At 70.9% G+C, this 15,892-nt stretch carries 13 protein-coding genes; 7 read left to right on the top strand and 6 right to left on the bottom strand.

All coding sequences use genetic code 11. The features are described 5' to 3' along the window. Positions 1-331 precede the first annotated feature (331 nt). Both ddaH and ACFY9E_RS02560 read left to right on the top strand, forming a co-directional pair. Positions 332-1,108, top strand: coding sequence for a dimethylargininase (gene ddaH / locus ACFY9E_RS02555; protein WP_390978604.1), 777 nt, complete (start codon positions 332-334; stop codon positions 1,106-1,108). A 190-nt stretch (positions 1,109-1,298) separates the two neighbouring features. After that, positions 1,299-2,276 (top strand): acyl-ACP desaturase, encoded by a 978-nt coding sequence (locus ACFY9E_RS02560; protein WP_390978606.1) that lies wholly within the window; start codon positions 1,299-1,301, stop codon positions 2,274-2,276. 127 nt (positions 2,277-2,403) lie between these two features. Here ACFY9E_RS02560 and ACFY9E_RS02565 read toward each other — a convergent pair whose 3' ends face one another. Next, positions 2,404-2,649 carry a WhiB family transcriptional regulator gene (locus ACFY9E_RS02565; RefSeq protein ID WP_390978608.1) on the bottom strand — a complete coding sequence of 82 codons (246 nt, stop codon included), beginning with the start codon at positions 2,647-2,649 and terminating at the stop codon, positions 2,404-2,406. A 223-nt stretch (positions 2,650-2,872) separates the two neighbouring features. Between ACFY9E_RS02565 and ACFY9E_RS02570 the strand changes: the two genes are divergently transcribed. Further along, complete coding sequence (locus ACFY9E_RS02570; RefSeq protein ID WP_390978610.1) at positions 2,873-3,658, top strand: VOC family protein; 786 nt, start codon at positions 2,873-2,875, stop codon at positions 3,656-3,658. 55 nt (positions 3,659-3,713) lie between these two features. Here ACFY9E_RS02570 and ACFY9E_RS02575 read toward each other — a convergent pair whose 3' ends face one another. Beyond that, entirely contained in the window at positions 3,714-4,751 is a 1,038-nt protein-coding gene (locus ACFY9E_RS02575; protein ID WP_390978612.1) for a substrate-binding domain-containing protein, read from the bottom strand. A 95-nt stretch (positions 4,752-4,846) separates the two neighbouring features. After that, the gene (locus ACFY9E_RS02580; RefSeq protein ID WP_390978614.1) at positions 4,847-5,824 is read right to left on the bottom strand and encodes a multicopper oxidase domain-containing protein; all 978 of its coding nucleotides are present in this window, start codon (positions 5,822-5,824) and stop codon (positions 4,847-4,849) included. Positions 5,825-6,012: 188 nt separating this feature from the next. On the opposite strand from ACFY9E_RS02580, the gene ACFY9E_RS02585 reads away from it, so the two are divergent. Together ACFY9E_RS02585 and ACFY9E_RS02590 are read left to right on the top strand one after the other, a co-directional pair. After that, a complete protein-coding gene (locus ACFY9E_RS02585) occupies positions 6,013-8,493 on the top strand; it encodes a ThuA domain-containing protein (protein WP_390980258.1) in 2,481 nt (826 codons plus the stop codon). Positions 8,494-8,534: 41 nt separating this feature from the next. Continuing rightward, positions 8,535-10,682 (top strand): OmpL47-type beta-barrel domain-containing protein, encoded by a 2,148-nt coding sequence (locus ACFY9E_RS02590; protein ID WP_390980260.1) that lies wholly within the window; start codon positions 8,535-8,537, stop codon positions 10,680-10,682. Here the strand turns inward: ACFY9E_RS02590 and ligD are convergent. Beyond that, positions 10,669-11,700, bottom strand: a complete 1,032-nt coding sequence (gene ligD / locus ACFY9E_RS02595; protein ID WP_390978617.1) for a non-homologous end-joining DNA ligase — start codon at positions 11,698-11,700, stop codon at positions 10,669-10,671. The genes ACFY9E_RS02590 and ligD overlap by 14 nt on opposite strands. Positions 11,701-11,774: 74 nt before the next feature. On the opposite strand from ligD, the gene ACFY9E_RS02600 reads away from it, so the two are divergent. Beyond that, a complete protein-coding gene (locus ACFY9E_RS02600; protein ID WP_390978620.1) occupies positions 11,775-12,839 on the top strand; it encodes an ATP-dependent DNA ligase in 1,065 nt (354 codons plus the stop codon). Between the two features lie 13 nt (positions 12,840-12,852). Here the strand turns inward: ACFY9E_RS02600 and ACFY9E_RS02605 are convergent, their stop codons facing one another. Continuing rightward, positions 12,853-14,043, bottom strand: a complete 1,191-nt coding sequence (locus ACFY9E_RS02605) for an alcohol dehydrogenase catalytic domain-containing protein (protein ID WP_390978622.1) — start codon at positions 14,041-14,043, stop codon at positions 12,853-12,855. 204 nt (positions 14,044-14,247) lie between these two features. Here ACFY9E_RS02605 and ACFY9E_RS02610 point away from each other — a divergent pair, with 204 nt between their 5' ends. After that, positions 14,248-15,228: a DUF3048 domain-containing protein gene (locus tag ACFY9E_RS02610; RefSeq protein ID WP_390978624.1), complete on the top strand. Its 981-nt coding sequence runs from the start codon at positions 14,248-14,250 to the stop codon at positions 15,226-15,228. Positions 15,229-15,251: 23 nt separating this feature from the next. On the opposite strand, the gene ACFY9E_RS02615 is transcribed toward ACFY9E_RS02610, so the two are convergent. Further along, entirely contained in the window at positions 15,252-15,716 is a 465-nt protein-coding gene (locus ACFY9E_RS02615; protein ID WP_390978626.1) for a MarR family transcriptional regulator, read from the bottom strand. Positions 15,717-15,892 lie beyond the last annotated feature (176 nt).

The raw sequence follows: 15,892 nt of genomic DNA on the forward strand, positions 1-15,892 counted from the left end.
ACTGCCCGCCGACGAGCGGAGGGAGGGCGATGCCGGGCGCCGGCCCCGGGTCCGGGGGCGCCCGGCATGGTGTCGAGGCGGGTGCCGGCGAGGGCCTGCCCGACGGCCGCCCGGTCGGTGGGGTCGTCCGCGACGGACGGGGGCCACCGGTGATGACCGGCCCACGGGTGGCCCCTCGCTGCGCCTTCGCCCCCTCCGCCCCTCCCCCAGGGCTGTCCTCTCCTCGGTTCGCCCTGCATGATGGTCGGCCGACGCCCGACGGGTTCCGGTCGACCCCGGAGGCTCTCGTCGTGCGGTCCCGACACGTCCCACCCGATACGGAGTCACGCTCGTGCCCAGCAAGAAGGCCCTCGTCCGCCGCCCCAGCCCGCGTCTCGCCGAAGGGCTGGTGACGCACATCGAGCCGGAGCAGGTCGACGCCGACCTCGCCGTCGAGCAGTGGGAGGCGTACGTGGAGGCCCTGCGCACGCACGGCTGGGAGACCATCGAGGTGGACCCGGCCGACGACTGCCCGGACTCGGTGTTCGTCGAGGACACGGTCGTGATGTACCGCAACGTGGCGCTGATCGCCCGCCCGGGCGCCGACTCACGCCGTGCGGAGACCGCCGGGGTCGAGGAGGCCGTGGCCGGTCTGGGCTGCTCGGTGAACTGGATCTGGGAGCCGGGCACGCTGGAGGGCGGAGACGTCCTGAAGATCGGCGACACGGTCTACGTGGGCCGGGGCGGCCGCACCAACGCGGCCGGCGTCCAGCAGTTGCGCGCCGCGTTCGAGCCGCTCGGCGCACGGGTCGTCGCCGTACCGGTGAGCAAGGTGCTGCACCTGAAGTCGGCGGTCACGGCGCTGCCGGACGGTACGGTCATCGGGCACATCCCGAAGATGGACGCGCCGTCGCTGTTCGCGCGCTTCCTGCCGGTCCCCGAGGAAGCCGGGGCGCATGTCGTGCTGCTCGGCGGCGCCAAGCTGCTGATGGCGGCGAGTGCGCCGAAGACCGCCGAGCTGTTCGCCGACCTCGGGTACGAACCGGTCGTGGTGGACATCAGCGAGTTCGAGAAGCTCGAGGGTTGTGTGACGTGCCTCTCGGTGCGGCTGCGGGAGCTGTACGCCTGACCGGTCGCGCACCTCATGGCGCAGCCCCTCGGCCTGCGCCTCCGGGGCGTGGACGCGCGAACGGGCGACCCCGCAGACCAGCGTCCTTTACAGCACTCTTAACCTACGGCATCGTAACCTACGGATACGTAGCCTACGATGCCGTAGGTTCAATGATCACCGCTCGTACGCTTGTCCCCCTGGAGAGTCCATGACGATCACCACTCCCCACCTCGGCAGCCCCGCCGGCGCCTGGACCGACGCTCAGCTGCTGTATGCCCTGGAGGAAGTGGTCGAGCAGGAGCTCAACCGGCATCTGCAGGTCGCCAAGGACTGGATGCCGCACGAGTACGTTCCGTGGAGCGACGGGCGCAACTTCCCCGGGCTCTTCGAGGACGGCGAGGCCTGGGAGAAGGAGCAGTCCAAGGTCACCGAGATCGGGCGCATCGCGCTCGTCGTCAACCTCCTGACCGAGGACAACCTGCCCAGCTACCACCACGAGATCGCCTCGCTGTTCGGCCGCGACGGCGCCTGGGGCACCTGGGTGCACCGCTGGACCGCCGAGGAGGGCCGGCACGGCATCGTGATGCGCGACTACCTGCTCACCTCGCGCGCGGTCGACCCGGACAAGCTGGAGCAGTTCCGCATGGCCCACATGGCCGAGGGCTTCGAGTCGGACAACCGGCACTCGATGCTGCACTCGGTCGCCTACGTGGCCTTCCAGGAGCTCGCGACCCGCGTCTCGCACCGCAACACCGGCCATCAGTCCGGGGACCCCGTCTGCGACCGCATGCTGGCGCGCATCGCCACCGACGAGAACCTGCACATGGTCTTCTACCGGAACCTGCTGAAGGCGGCCTTCGAGCTGGCGCCCGACCTGACGATGCAGGCGGTGCGCGACGTCATCGTGAACTTCCGGATGCCCGGCCACGGCATGCCCGGCTTCGAGCGGGCCGCCGCGCAGATGGCGATCGGCGAGATCTACAACATGCGCATCCACCACGACGACGTGCTCCAGCCCGTGCTGCGCTTCCTGAAGGTCATGGAGATCGACGGCCTGGGCCCCGAGGGCCGCAAGGCGCAGGAGGAGCTCGGCCTGTTCATGGGCGGTCTGGACTCGGAGGCGTCGAAGTTCGACGAGAAGCTGGCCGCCCGCAAGGCACGCATGGCGGCCCGCGCCGGCGCCTGACGCCGCCCCGCACCCACGGACACAGGGCCCCGGCCGCCACGAGCGGCCGGGGTCCTGTGCGCTACCGGACGGTCTTCGGCGCGATGGCCAAGTCCGGCCCGGGCAGGCCTGTTCCGGGGTGCCCTGGCTACCGGGACATCCGCCGCAGTTCCAGCCGCTCCTTCTCCGACAGGCCGCCCCAGACTCCGAAGCGCTCGTCGTTGTCCAGCGCGTACTCGAGGCAGGCCGTGCGGATCGGGCACATACCGCAGATCCGCTTCGCCTCCCGCACCGAACTGCCCGGCTCGGGGAAGAAGAAGTCCGCTCCCGTCTGCGCGCACAACGCCTCCTGCTGCCAGGTGTTTTCGGGCGAGGTGATCGTGTCGATGTGCATGAGCGGAAGCGTCGCGGGCAGCGAAAAACATCCGATCAACGCGGGATCAACACGGCGTTCACGGGCCTTCGGCCGCTTCGATGGTCGCCCGCCGGAGGGGTCGGCGCACGGCGGCGCGCGGAAACACCGGAACCGGGCCCCGGCGGCGCCTGGGCGGCGGTCGCCACCCGGCGGTGCCAGACTCGGCAGTGCAGAGAACGGGACCCTGTGCGAGGAGTGGACCATGCTCACCACCCGTTATGTCACCGGCGCTCCGAACTGGATCGATCTCGGCACCTCCGACATCGACGGCGCCGCCGCCTTCTACGGCGGGCTGTTCGACTGGCGGTTCCGGCCGGGCGGCCCGGAGGTCGGGGGGTACGGCCTCTTCCAGCTGGGCGGCAGGACGGCCGCCGGGGGCGTGCAGACCACGCCGGAGCAGGGCCCGCCGTCCTGGACGGTGTACTTCCAGGCGCCGGACGCGGACACCACGGCCCGGGCGGCCGAGCAGGCACGGGGCTCGGTGGCGGTGCAGCCGATGGACGTCCAGGACCTGGGCCGGATGGCGATCCTCGCCGACCGGGCCGGGGTGTCCTTCGGCCTGTGGCAGCCGGGCCGCAACAAGGGCCTGGAGGTCGTCCAGGAACCCGGCTCGCTGTGCTGGGTCGAGCTGTACACGGCGGACGTCCCGGCCGCGGCGGCCTTCTACCACTCCGTGCTCGGTCTGGAGACCTACGGCGCCGACTTCGCGGGCGGCGCGTACACCACGTTCCACCCCGCCGGGGAGAGCGAGGACGCCATGTTCGGCGGTGTCGTGCCCTTGGCCGACGACCCGGATGAGCAGGAGGCGTACTGGCTCCCGTACTTCGAGGTCACCGACACGGACGCCACCGTCGCCAGGGCCCGGGAGCTGGGCGGCACGGTCCGCCTCCCCGCCACGGACGTCCCGTCCGTCGGCCGCCTGGCCAAGCTCACCGACCCGTACGGCGCCCGCTTCGCGGTGATCCGCAGCGAGCCCCGGCAGGACTGAGGCCGCCCGGGGCGGGGCGCGGGAACGACAGGCCGCGACCGGCCGTGACCGGGCCCTACGCGGAGCCGCGCCGTACCAGTGTCGTCGGCAGCACCACGCTCGACGGCGTCGCCCCGACGCCCTCCTTCGGGGCGTCCCGGTCGAGGCCGCGCAGCAGCAGGCGGGCCATCAGGCGGCCCATCTCCTCGATGTCCTGACGGACCGTGGTGAGCGGCGGGTCGGTCTGTTCCGCCACGGGCCGCATGTCGTCGAAGCCGATCACGGCGACGTCGCCGGGGACCCGGCGGCCGGACTCGCGCAGGACGCGCAGGGCCCCGGAGGCCATGAGGTCGTTGGCGGCGAACACCCCGTCGACGTCCGGGCAGCGCTCCAGGAGCTCGCTCATCGCCCGTTCACCGCCGGCGGGTGTGAAGTCGGCCTCGGCGATCAGCCGCGGGTCGGCGTCCACCATGACGTCCCGGTAGCCGTCGAGGCGGTCCGCGGCGGAGGTCTGGTCGAGGGCGCCGGTGATGTGCGCGATCCGGGTGCGGCCGAGGCCGGCCAGGTGGCGCACGGCGTCGCGGGCGCCGCCGCGGTTGTCGCTGTCGACGTAGACCACGTCCCGCCGGTCGCCGCTCCAGCCGGGCCGGCCGCCGAAGACGGTGGGGACACCGGCCCGCTGGATCAGCTCCGGCAGCGGGTCGTCGAGGTGCAGGGAGAAGACGAGGGCCCCGTCGACATGCCCGCCGGCGAGGTACCGGCCGACCCGGGCGTGGTCGTCCCGGCCCTCGGTCAGCAGCAGCACGAGCTGGTTGTCGTGGGCGGTGAGCTCCTTGCTGATGCCGCGCAGCTGGAGCGCGAAGAACGGGTCGGCGAACACCCGGGTCTCCGGCTCGGCGACGACGACCGCGACCGCGTCGTGCCGCCGGGTCACCAGCGAGCGGGCGGCCTGGTTGGGCACGTAGCCGAGCTCGTCCACGGCCTTGCGGACCCGCTCCACGAGGATGTCCCGCACCCCGTCCCCACCGTTGACCACGCGGGACACGGTGGCCCGCGAGACACCCGCCCGGGCGGCCACGGCCTCCAGGGTGGGACGCGGCGCTGTGTCGGTCACTTCGGGGGCTCCTCACCTGCGGCTGCGGATCAGGATAGCCCCGGGGACACAGCGTGGTGAGAGCGCTCTCGCACACCGCGGGCAGCAGCGGCCCGTCAGTGCTCGTGCCCGCCTCCCGGCGGCTCCTGCCCGTGCTCGTGCGGCTCGTACCCCGGAATCGTCCCGTCCGGCTTCTTCACCAGGAACAGCCCCACCATCCCCATGTCGGAGTGGCTCTGCACGTGGCAGTGGTACATCCAGGCGCCCGCGCCGACGCCTTCTCCCGCGATCACCTGGAAGCCGAAGGAGTCGGCGGGCCCCGTGATCTTGTTGTCGATGACCTGGCTGGGGTCGTCGGGGCCGGTCAGCATGCCGGTGCGGTTGTCCGCCCAGCGATGACCGTGCATGTGGAACGTGTGATAGAACTCGCCGTGCGTGATCACGATGAACTCGACGCGATCACCCACCGTGGCCTCGAAGTTCGGCCCGGAGTGCGGCGGCTTGTTGTTGATGCGCATGTCGTTGAAGACGACCGTGTGCGTCCGGTCCGGCAGGACGTCGCCCTTGCGGCGGACGATGACCGGGCCGAACAGGCCCTTCTGCAGCCCCTGCGTTCCGTGTTCCGTGCCGACGACGTGGTCGTGGTAGTGCCAGTAGCCCGCGCTGCCCGAGCGCCAGGTGCCGTCCTTGCGGCGGCCGGGGGCGTGGGTGCGCCAGGTGTAGGTGCGGGTTCCGCCCGGCTCGACATGACTGCGGTTCAGTTTCGTGCCGTCGCTGGTGATCTCGTAGTCCAGGCCGTGGACGTGCAGGCTCACCTCCACGTCCATGGTGTTCTCGAACTCGACGTGCAGCGTGTCGCCCTCGTTGAGTTCGATCAGCGGCCCCGGGATGCTCGCCTTGCCCTTCTCCAGCCCGTAGCCCATCTGGCCGTCGGGCAGTTTCTCGGCATACAGCTTGATGCGCTTCACCTCGCCCCCGGCGGGCGCCGTCCTCGCCGCTCCGGCGGCGCTCACGGCCTCGGGTGCCACGGACAACGATGTCGCGACGGCCGCGCCGCCCAGCAGGACCCGCCGGTTGAAGCTGCGTCTGTCCATGCGGAACTCCCCACCCTGGTAAGGCTTTTACGGAGGCGTACCTGTGATGAACCTGTGCGACGGTACCGGCCGCACTCCCGTTTATCCACACTCAAGACAAAGTTGGTGCCGTCCCGGTCATAGGTATTGGCGAGACACGCAAAGGGGTTTAGCTTCCTTCGGGTGTCGCTGTGACCGAGGAGGTGCCCATGCACTTACGAGGGTTGAGCAAGTCAAGACGCGTCTGGGCGGCGTCCGTCGCCGCCGGAGTCGTGACGGCCGGGCTGCTGTCCGGCCCGGCCGCGAACGCGCGTCCTTATCCCGAACCCACGCTGACAACGATGTCGATCAAGTCGCCGCCGGGCGGCGCCAACGTACGGGTGCTGATCTTCCACGGTTCCGCGGCGGCCGGTGAGGAATCGCCGGTGGTGAACGCCGGGATCGAGGCCATCGAGGACATCGGCCTGACGGGCCCGGAGAACCGCCGCTTCAAGGTCCAGGCCACCGGCGACGCCTCGGTGTTCACCGACGGGACGAGGCTCGGCCGCTTCAACGCGATCGTGTTCCTGACCGGCGGGGGCGACGTCCTCGACGCGGAGCAGGAAGCGGGCCTGGAGGCGTACATGGAGGCCGGCGGCGGGTTCGTCGGCATCCATGACGCGGCGCGCGCGGAACCGTACTCGGACTGGTTCACCGGACTGGTGGGCGCCCGTCCGGCCGCGTCGAGCCCCACGGCCGCGCAGCGGGCGACCGTCGAGGTCGGCGACCGCGGGCACCCCGCCACCAAGGACCTGCCGGTGCAGTGGAAACGTCCGGACCGGTGGCTCAACTGGGTGAAGAACCCCTCGGGCGAGGTGCACACGGTCGCCCGGGTCCGCGAGTCGACGTACCAGCCGGGCACGGGCTCCAACGGCTGGGACCACCCGGTCAGCTGGTGCCGTGACTACGACGGCGGCCGGTCCTTCTACACCGGGATGGGCGGGACGGTGTCGTCGTACGACGAGACCGACTTCCGCGATCATCTGCGCGGTGCGCTGATGTGGACGACCCGTCTGGAACAGGCCGACTGCAAGGCGACCATCAACGCCAACTACGCGGCGGAGCGGCTGACCAAGCCCAACCAGCCCGGGCGGAACGACCAGATCGGCGAGCCGCACGGGATGGTCACCGCGCCCGACGGCCGGGTGTTCTCCATCGGCCGGGGCGGCGCCGACTCCTCGCAGCCCGTGATCACGGACTGGAACAACCCCGACATCGGCAAGGGCAAGGGCGAGATCCACGTCTACGACCCGAAGACCAAGCAGGTCACCCTGGCCGGTGCTCTGACCGTCTTCGGCAACAAGGGCGGCGGCGACGAGCTGGTCAAGGTCGAGGAAGGGCTGCTCGGCATCGAGCTGGACCCGAGGTTCGCACGGAACGGCTGGGTGTACCTGCACTACACACCGCACGAGCGGATCAACCGCGAGACGCGGATGGCGGAACGGCGGGTCTCCCGGTTCACACTCGACCAGGCCACGAACAAGCTGGACCTGTCCAGCGAGAAGGTACTGCTGAAGTGGCCCGTGCAGATCCACAGTTGCTGTCACGCGGGCGGCGGGATGGCCTGGGACTCCAAGGGCAACCTGTACATCGCCACCGGTGACAACAACTCCAGCGGCTTCAGCGACGGATACTCGGGCAACAACCCGCAACCGAACTACAAGGGCGTCTCCTTCGCGGACGCACGCCGCACCGCGGGCAACACCAACAACCTCAACGGCAAGATCCTGCGCATCCACCCGGAGCCGGACGGGACGTACACGCTGCCCCAGGGCAACCTCTTCACCGGGAAAGAGACCGCCGAGGGCGGCGGCAAGACCCGCGGCGAGATCTATGTGATGGGCGTGCGGAACCCGGCGCGCATCTCCGTCGACACGTCGACCGACGTGCTGTACGCGGGCTGGGTCGGCCCGGACGCGAGCGCCCCCTCGACGACCTGGGGTCCGGCGAAGTACGACACGTTCGCCGTCATCACCGAGGCGGGCAACCGCGGCTGGCCGTACTGCATGGGCAACAAGCAGCCCTACCGGGACCGCAATCTGCCGGACCCGTCCAAGCCGCTGGGCTGGTACGACTGCGACCACCCGAAGAACGAGTCGCCGAACAACGACGGCCTGGTCAACCTGCCGCCGGTGACCGGCAACAACATCTGGTACTCGCCCTCGGGCGGCGCGCCGGACTACCCGCGGGACGCGAACGGGGTCCCGTCGTACAAGCCGTCGGAGGCCACCTACCGGCTGCCCTGGCTGAAGGGCGGCGGGCAGGCCGCGATGAACGGGCCGGTCTACCGGTACGGCACGGTCGCGGCCGACAGCACCGTCAAGTGGCCGGCCTACTGGGACGGCAAGTGGTTCGTCGGTGACTTCTACGACGCCGACCAGCCGCGCAACGCCGTGCTCATGGACCCGAGGACCCAGGGCGACGGCGGTCTGCCGGTGCACTCGGAGTCGCTGAAGAAGATCGTGCCGATCGGCAACGACGGCATCAAGAACCTCATGGACTGGAAGTTCGGTCCGGACGGCGCGCTGTACGTCCTCGACTACGGGCGCGGTTTCTTCACCTCGGACTCCAAGTCGGCCCTGTGGCGGGTCACCTACAAGGGCGGCGGGCCGACTCCGGCCGCCGGTCAGCTGGCGAGGGGGAGCGAGTGATCCGGCAACGAAGAATCTGGGCCGCGCTGCTGGCCGCCCTGATGATGATGCTCGGCGTGCAGGCACTGCCCGCCGCCGGGCAGCCCGGGAAGGCGGCCGCCGACCAGGTGCTCACCTGGACGGCCGGCAACGACATCGACAAGTACCTCTCGGCCCCGAAGACCGCGGTCGCCGGGACGGCCACGATCGTCTTCGAGAACAGCACGGCCACCGGCAACACCACGGGCATGCCGCACACGCTGACGTTCGTGACCAGCGATCCCGAGTTCAACAGCGACGTGCAGCTCAACATCCTGGCCAACCCGAACGACGCCCAGGGCGGCAAGCACACCGCGCAGGTCACGCTCACGCCCGGCCGGTACTTCTACCACTGCACGATCCCCGGCCACGGCCAGATGCAGGGCATCCTCACGGTGACCGAGGGCACCGGCGAGGACACCACGGCGCCCGAGGCGTCGGCGCACGTCAGCGGCACGCAGAACACGCAGGGCGCGTACGTCGGGTCGGCGAGCGTGGCACTGCACGCCACCGACGAGGGCGGCTCCGGCGTCGAGAGGATCGAGTACGCGATCGGCGACACGGGCGCCTGGCAGCCGTACACCACGCCGGTCGTCGTCGACCAGGTCGGCAGCCACAAGGTCCGCTACCGGGCGTTCGACAAGGCGGGGAACGTGTCCGCCGAGAAGAGCGCCGAGTTCACGGTCGTGGCGCCGCAGTCGGACGACACCACCGCGCCGGAGACCTCGGCGACGGTGAGCGGTGAGCGCGACGCCGACGGTGCGTACATCGACATGGCGACGGTCACCGTCTCGGCCTCCGACACCGGATCCGGCGTCAACACGATCGAGTACGCGATCGGCTCGGGCGCCTGGCAGCCCTACACCGCGCCCGTGATGGTGCACCAGGTGGGCACGCACACCGTCCGCTACCGGGCCACCGACAAGGCGGGCAACGTGGCGGCCGAGAAGAACGTGCGGTTCACGGTCGTCGCCGCGCCGCCCCAGGACACCACTGCGCCGGTGACGGGCGTGAGTGTGGAGGGCACGAGGAACTCCGCCGGGGCGTACGTCAACAGTGCCCGGGTGACCGTCACGGCGACCGACGCGCACGGCTCGGGCGTCGAGAGGATCGAGTACTCGCTCGACGGCGGGCCCTACCTCGCGTACACGGCGCCGGTGGTGGTCGACCGGGCGGGCGCGCACACCGTGGCCTACCGGGCGACGGACAAGGCCGGCAACACGGCGGCGGCCCGCACGGTGACCTTCACGGTCGTCTCCGGGCAGGTCCCGGCGCCGAACTGCCCCGAGTACGACGAGCGGTCGACGGTGATCGTCGGCACGGTCGACTCCGGCGTGCGCAACCGGGTCACCGACAACCGGTGCCGGATCGGCGAGCTGATCGAGGACGAGAAGGAGTGGACGTCCCAGGCGCTGTTCCTCAAGCACGTGAACGCGGTCCTGGACGCGCTGCTGAAGGAAGGGGTCATCGACCAGCGGGAGTCCAAGGCGATCCGGAAGGCCGCCCGGCAGTCGGGCATCGGCACGCCGGGGCAGACCGAGGGATACCGCGCGCTCTTCGACGGCACCGCGGAGTCCCTCGCCAAGTGGCAGCAGGTGGGCGGCGGTTCGTTCGGGCTGAACCCGGACGGGACGATCACCTCCGGCACCACGACGCCCGGGATGGGCATGCTGTGGTTCCCGCAGCGCAAGTACGGCGACTTCTCGCTGAAGCTCCAGTGGCGTGACGACGCCCCGGGCACGGGCAACGCCAACTCCGGTGTGTTCGTGCGCTTCCCGTGGGTCCACGACCACCCGGAGGAGTCCCGCCCGGAGTGGGTCGCCATCAAGTACGGGCACGAGGTGCAGGTGCTCGACCGGCCCGACGGCGACATGTACAAGACCGGCTCGGTCTACGGCTTCGACCGCGTGGGCCTGGCCGGTGCGGGCGTGACGCAGAAGGGCACCTGGAACGACTACGAGATCCGCGTGGAGGGCCAGCACTACTCGGTGTTCCGCAACGGTGTGCTGATCAACGAGTTCGACAACACCGGCGGCCAGGAGTTCAGCCCGCCCCGCTCGGACGACCCGGGCACGGACGGGCGGCGCTTCGCCTCCGGCTACATCGGGCTCCAGGTGCACGGCACGACGGATGTGGTCTCGTTCCGGGACGTCCGGATCAAGGAGCTGTAGGAGGCTGCTTCTCCTTGCGGGCCCTGCTCGGCTGTACCCGTCTGGGCTCCCCCGGCATCTTCGGATACTCGGGCGGGTACGGCAGGTCGCCCAGCCCGTGGTCGTGTTCGTCGCGGCGGGCGAGATCGAGCAGGGCTTCCAGGGAGAAGCGGTGCTCGTCCATGTCCGCGTGCACGTCGCCGAGTTCGGCGAAGCGCGCGGGCATGGTCGCGAGGTCGAAGTCCTGGGGGTGGGCGATGCCGACCTCGTCCCAGCGCAGGGGCGCGGAGACGGGGGCGTGCGGGCGGGGGCGCACCGAGTAGGCGGAGGCGATCGTGCGGTCGCGGGCCGTCTGGTTGTAGTCGATGAAGATCCGCCGGCCCCGCTCCTCCTTCCACCACTTGATGGTGACCTGCTCCGGCATCCGCCGTTCCATCTCCCGGCCGACGGCGATGGCGGCGCGGCGGACCTGGGTGAAGGTCCAGCGCGGCTCGATGGGCACGAAGACGTGCAGGCCCCGGCCGCCGGAGGTCTTGGGGAAGCCCTTCAGGCCGCCGAACTCGTCGAGGACCGCCCGAAGTTCGTGGGCGGCTCGGGCGGCGTCGTCGTAGTCGGTGCCGGGCTGCGGGTCGAGGTCGATGCGCAGCTCGTCCGGGTGGTCGACGTCGTCGCGGCGTACCGGCCAGGGGTGGAAGGTAAGCGTGCCGAACTGGGCGGCCCACACCACCGCTCCCGCCTCGGTGGGGCACATCTCGTCGGCGCTGCGGCCGCTGGGGAAGGTGATGTGCGCGGTCGGGATCCAGTCGGGCATGTTCTTCGGCGCCCGCTTCTGGAAGAAGTTCTCGCCGTTCACGCCCTCGGGGTAGCGCTCCAGGGTGGTCGGCCGGTCGCGCAGGGCGCGCAGGATGCCGGGGCCGACGGCGATGTAGTAGCGGGCGAGGTCCAGCTTGGTGAAGCCACGCTCGGGGAAGAAGATCCTGTCCGGGCTGGACAGCCGTACGGTCCGGCCGCCGACCTCCAGTTCCACCGCGTCACCCATGCTCGCCACGGTAGGCGTCGCCCGCATACCTCGCACATCGGGCACTCATGGGCACGTCGGCGCAGAATCGATCCATGGATCTGCCGGTGATGCCCCCCGTCCTGCCGATGCTCGCCAAGTCGGTGGCGGCGATCCCCGCGGGCATGCAGTACGAGGCGAAGTGGGACGGGTTCCGGGCGATCGTGTTCCGCGACGGCGACGAGGTCGAGTTGGGCAGCCGCACCGGGAAGCCTCTGACCAGGTATTTTCCCGAGCTGGTGACGGCCGTGCGGGAGCGGTTGCCCGAGCGGTGTGTGGTGGACGGGGAGATCGTGATCGCGCGGGAGGGGCATCTGGACTTCGACGCGCTGACCGAGCGGATCCATCCGGCGGACTCGCGGGTGCGGACGCTGGCCGAGCGGACGCCTGCCTCGCTGGTCGTGTTCGATGTGCTCGCGCTGGGTGACGAGTCGCTGATGGACGTGCCGCTGACCGAGCGGCGCGAGCGGCTGGCCGCAGAGCTGTCCGGGGTGGCGGCGCCGGTGCACCTGGCACCCGCGACCACCGACATCGAGGTGGCACGGCAGTGGTTCGAGGAGTACGAGGGGGCCGGTCTCGACGGGGTCGTCGCCAAGCCGCTGTCGGTGCGCTACCGGCCGGACGAGCGCGCCATGTTCAAGATCAAGCACGAGCGGACGGCGGACGTCGTGGTCGCCGGGTACCGCCTGCACAAGAGCGGCCCGGTCGTGGGATCGCTGCTGCTCGGTCTGTATGACGAGGGAGGCACGCTCCAGCACGTGGGGGTGTCCGCCGCGTTCACGATGAAGCGGCGCGCCGAGCTGGTGGAGGAGCTGGAGCCGCTGCGCATGGACGAGGTGTCGGGGCATCCGTGGGCGGCCTGGTCCGAGGAGTCCGCCCATGACAAGGCCCGGCTGCCGGGGGCGCCGAGCCGCTGGTCGGGCCGCAAGGACCTGTCGTGGGTGCCGCTGCGGCCGGATCGCGTGGCCGAGGTGGCGTACGACCACATGGAGAACGGGCAGCGTTTCCGGCACACTGCCCGTTTCCGCCGCTGGCGCCCGGACCGGACCCCCGAGAGCTGCACCTACGCCCAGCTGGAGGAGCCGGTCCGCTACGACCTGGCGGAGATCCTCGGCGTCTAGGTTCTGGCGGTGCTCAGGGCTGCATCAGGACCTTGACCGCGCCGTCCTGCTTGCGCTGGAACATCTCGTAGGCACGCGGGGCCTCCGACAGCGGCACCCGGTGGGTGGCGAAGTCGTCCACGCCGAGGGGGTCCTCGTCGGTCAGGTACGGGATGATCTCGTCGCTCCAGCGGCGGACGTTGGCCTGGCCCATCCGCATCTGGATCTGCTTGTCGAACAGGGTGAGCAGCGGCAGCGGGTCCGCCATGCCGCCGTAGACACCGGACAGCGAGATGGTGCCGCCGCGGCGCACCAGGTCGATGGCGGTGTAGAGCGCGGCGAGGCGGTCGATGCTGAAGCGCTCGGCGATCGGGGCGCCCAGCTTGCGGGGCAGGATCGCCGCGGTGTTCTGCACCAGGCGCGCGGCCGCGCTGCCGTGGGCCTCGGTGCCGACGGCGTCGATCACGGCGTCCGGGCCACGGCCGTCGGTCTGGTCGCGGATCGCGGCGACGAGTTCCTTCTCGTCGTCGAAGGACCTGAGGTCGAAGGTCTCCACGCCCCGTGCCTTCGCCCGGCGCAGCCGCTCCGGGACCAGGTCCACGCCGAACACCCGTCCGGCGCCCTGTACCTGGGCGACCCGGCAGGCCATGTCGCCGATGGGGCCGAGTCCCAGCACGGCGACGCTGCCGCCCTGCGGGACGCCGGCGTAGGCGACCGCCTGCCAGGCGGTGGGCAGGACGTCGGAGAGGTAGACGAAGCGGTCGTCGGGCGGCCCCTGGGGGACCTTGATCGGGCCGAACTGGGCCTGCGGGACGCGCAGGTACTCGGCCTGGGCACCCGGCACCGAGCCGTACAGGCGGGTGTAGCCGAACAGCGCTGCGCCCATGCCCTCGCCCTGCACCTGGGTGGTCTCGCACTGCGTGGGCAGGCCGGTGAGGCACATCCAGCAGTTGCCACAGGCGATCTGGAACGGCACCACGACCCGGTCCCCCACCTGGAGGTCCGGGACGCCGGCGCCGACCTCCTCGACGATGCCCATGGGCTCGTGGCCGAGGATGTCACCGGGGGTCATGAACGGTGTGAGCACTTCGTACAGGTGCAGGTCGGACCCGCACAGCCCGGTGGAGGTGATGCGGATGACCGCGTCCGTCGGCTCCTGGATCGTCGGATCGGGCACGTTCTCCACCCGCACGTCCCGCTTGCCCTGCCAGGTCACTGCCCTCATCGCCTCGCGCTCCCTCCGTCAGCGTGCGCGTCGGTCGTACGGCGTGGCCCGAGTACCCGGCCGCCCCGCGCTGAACCTTGAGCCGATCGACGGACGCGTCGGAGACACTTCCCCGCCTGGAACGATCGACTATGGCCATCGATGTTCAGATAAGCGCACAATCAAGACACATCGATGACATGAGGCGCGGTGGCGACGGTGGGCATGGGACGAGGGGCGCGCGGACGGCGTGCCGCGACGACGGCGGCGCTGCTGGCCGCGACGATGACGGCCGCCCTGGCGGCGGGCTGCACGAGCGGGGGCGGACCGGGCGACGACGGACGCGGATCACCGAAGGACTCGCGGCAGGAGACCTCCCCCTCGGAGGCGGGGCCCTCGGCCCTCGTCGTCAAGATCGACAACGCCGTCCCGGCGCGCCCGCACACGGGGGTCGACGCCGCGGACGTGGTCTACGCCGAGCAGGTCGAGGGCGGACTGAGCCGGCTGATGGCCGTGTACGCGACGCGGCTGCCGCAGACCGTCGGGCCGGTGCGCAGCGCACGCGAGTCGGACCTGGAACTGCTGCGCCAGTTCGGCCGGCCCACGCTCGCCTTCTCCGGCGCGCAGAAGAAGCTCCTGCCGCTGATCGACAAGGCACCGCTGCGAGCGGAGACACCGGACAACGCCGCCGACGCCTACTTCCGCGGCTCCGGCAGACCCGCCCCGCACAACCTCTACCTGCGGCCCGAGCGGATCGTGCCCGAGGCCCCCGGCAAGACGGCCCTGACCACCGGCTTCCGCTACGGCTCGGCACCCGCGGGCGGCACCGCCACGGACTCCCGGACGGTGCGCTACCCGGCGGCCCGTTTCACCTTCACCTGGTCGGACTCCCGTGACCGCTGGCTGGTCGGCATGGACGGCGCGCCCGCGACGACGGCCGACGGCGAGCGGATGACGGCCGCGACGGTCGTCGTGCAGTACGTGAAGGTGCGCGAGTCCGCCTTCCGGGACTTCCTCGGCAACAACACGCCGTACACGGAGACGGTCGGCTCCGGGAAGGCGGAGGTGCTGCGCGACGGGCGGGCCTGGGACGTGACCTGGAAGCGGGAGAAGGCCGCGGACGGCACCTCGTTCACCACCGGTGACGGCGCGCCGGTGAACTTCGCGAAGGGCCAGGTGTGGGTGGTGTTCGCCAAGGCGTCCTGACCGGCCCGCCCGGGCCGCGGCCCTCAGCGGGGCGCCACCAGGGGCTCCTCGGGATTGCGGAGCCCCTCGGCCGCGTCCGCGACCCGGCGGATGAGGTCGAAGAACACCGTCCGCTCGTCGGCGGTCAGCGGGGCGAGGAACACCTGGTTCATGCGGGCGGTGCGCACGGTCAGCCTGCGATGCGTGCGCGCCCCCTCGTCCGTGAGGTGCAGCAGGGAACGGCGCCCGTCCTGGGGGTCACGGACCTTGTCGAGCAGTCCGCGCCGGCTGAGCCGGCTGATCACCTCGGCGATGGTGGAGCGGTCGAGCCCCACCCGCTCCCCCACCGTGCGCTGATCCAGGCCCGGTTCGGCGACGAGCGTGTTGAGGACCGCGAACTGGGGCGAGGTGATCTCCTCGGAGACCATCGCGTTCCACAGCAGGTAGTGCGCCTGCTGGAGGCGCCGGGCCAGGTGCCCGGGGTGGGTGGTGAGGTCCGCGGCAGCCATGTGCACCCCTCGGTCGTTTTCGTCGGTGCACTGAACAATACTCAACGCGTCGAGCGCTGTCTGCCGTCCACACCAAGGATCACGAGCCTAAGCGACGAGGTCTTGACGCCCCGGTGCGCCGATGGCAGCGTGAAGGGCAGCTCGCAGAAATACTCAGTGCCCTGATTAATCTGGTC

The sequence above is a fragment of the Streptomyces sp. NPDC012466 genome (genome assembly GCF_042955215.1).
Taxonomy (GTDB): domain Bacteria; phylum Actinomycetota; class Actinomycetes; order Streptomycetales; family Streptomycetaceae; genus Streptomyces.

Bases quoted from the DNA above. Each gene is read 5' to 3' on its own strand.
- ACFY9E_RS02560 (WP_390978606.1), top strand. From the start codon at position 1,299: ATGACGATCACCACTCCCCACCTCGGCAGCCCCGCCGGCGCCTGGACC.
- ACFY9E_RS02600 (WP_390978620.1), top strand. From the start codon at position 11,775: ATGGATCTGCCGGTGATGCCCCCCGTCCTGCCGATGCTCGCCAAGTCG.
- ACFY9E_RS02585 (WP_390980258.1), top strand. From the start codon at position 6,013: ATGCACTTACGAGGGTTGAGCAAGTCAAGACGCGTCTGGGCGGCGTCC.
- ligD (WP_390978617.1), bottom strand. From the start codon at position 11,700: ATGGGTGACGCGGTGGAACTGGAGGTCGGCGGCCGGACCGTACGGCTG.
- ACFY9E_RS02605 (WP_390978622.1), bottom strand. From the start codon at position 14,043: ATGAGGGCAGTGACCTGGCAGGGCAAGCGGGACGTGCGGGTGGAGAAC.
- ACFY9E_RS02570 (WP_390978610.1), top strand. From the start codon at position 2,873: ATGCTCACCACCCGTTATGTCACCGGCGCTCCGAACTGGATCGATCTC.
- ACFY9E_RS02610 (WP_390978624.1), top strand. From the start codon at position 14,248: ATGGGACGAGGGGCGCGCGGACGGCGTGCCGCGACGACGGCGGCGCTG.
- ACFY9E_RS02590 (WP_390980260.1), top strand. From the start codon at position 8,535: ATGATGATGCTCGGCGTGCAGGCACTGCCCGCCGCCGGGCAGCCCGGG.
- ACFY9E_RS02565 (WP_390978608.1), bottom strand. From the start codon at position 2,649: ATGCACATCGACACGATCACCTCGCCCGAAAACACCTGGCAGCAGGAG.
- ACFY9E_RS02615 (WP_390978626.1), bottom strand. From the start codon at position 15,716: ATGGCTGCCGCGGACCTCACCACCCACCCCGGGCACCTGGCCCGGCGC.
- ACFY9E_RS02580 (WP_390978614.1), bottom strand. From the start codon at position 5,824: ATGGACAGACGCAGCTTCAACCGGCGGGTCCTGCTGGGCGGCGCGGCC.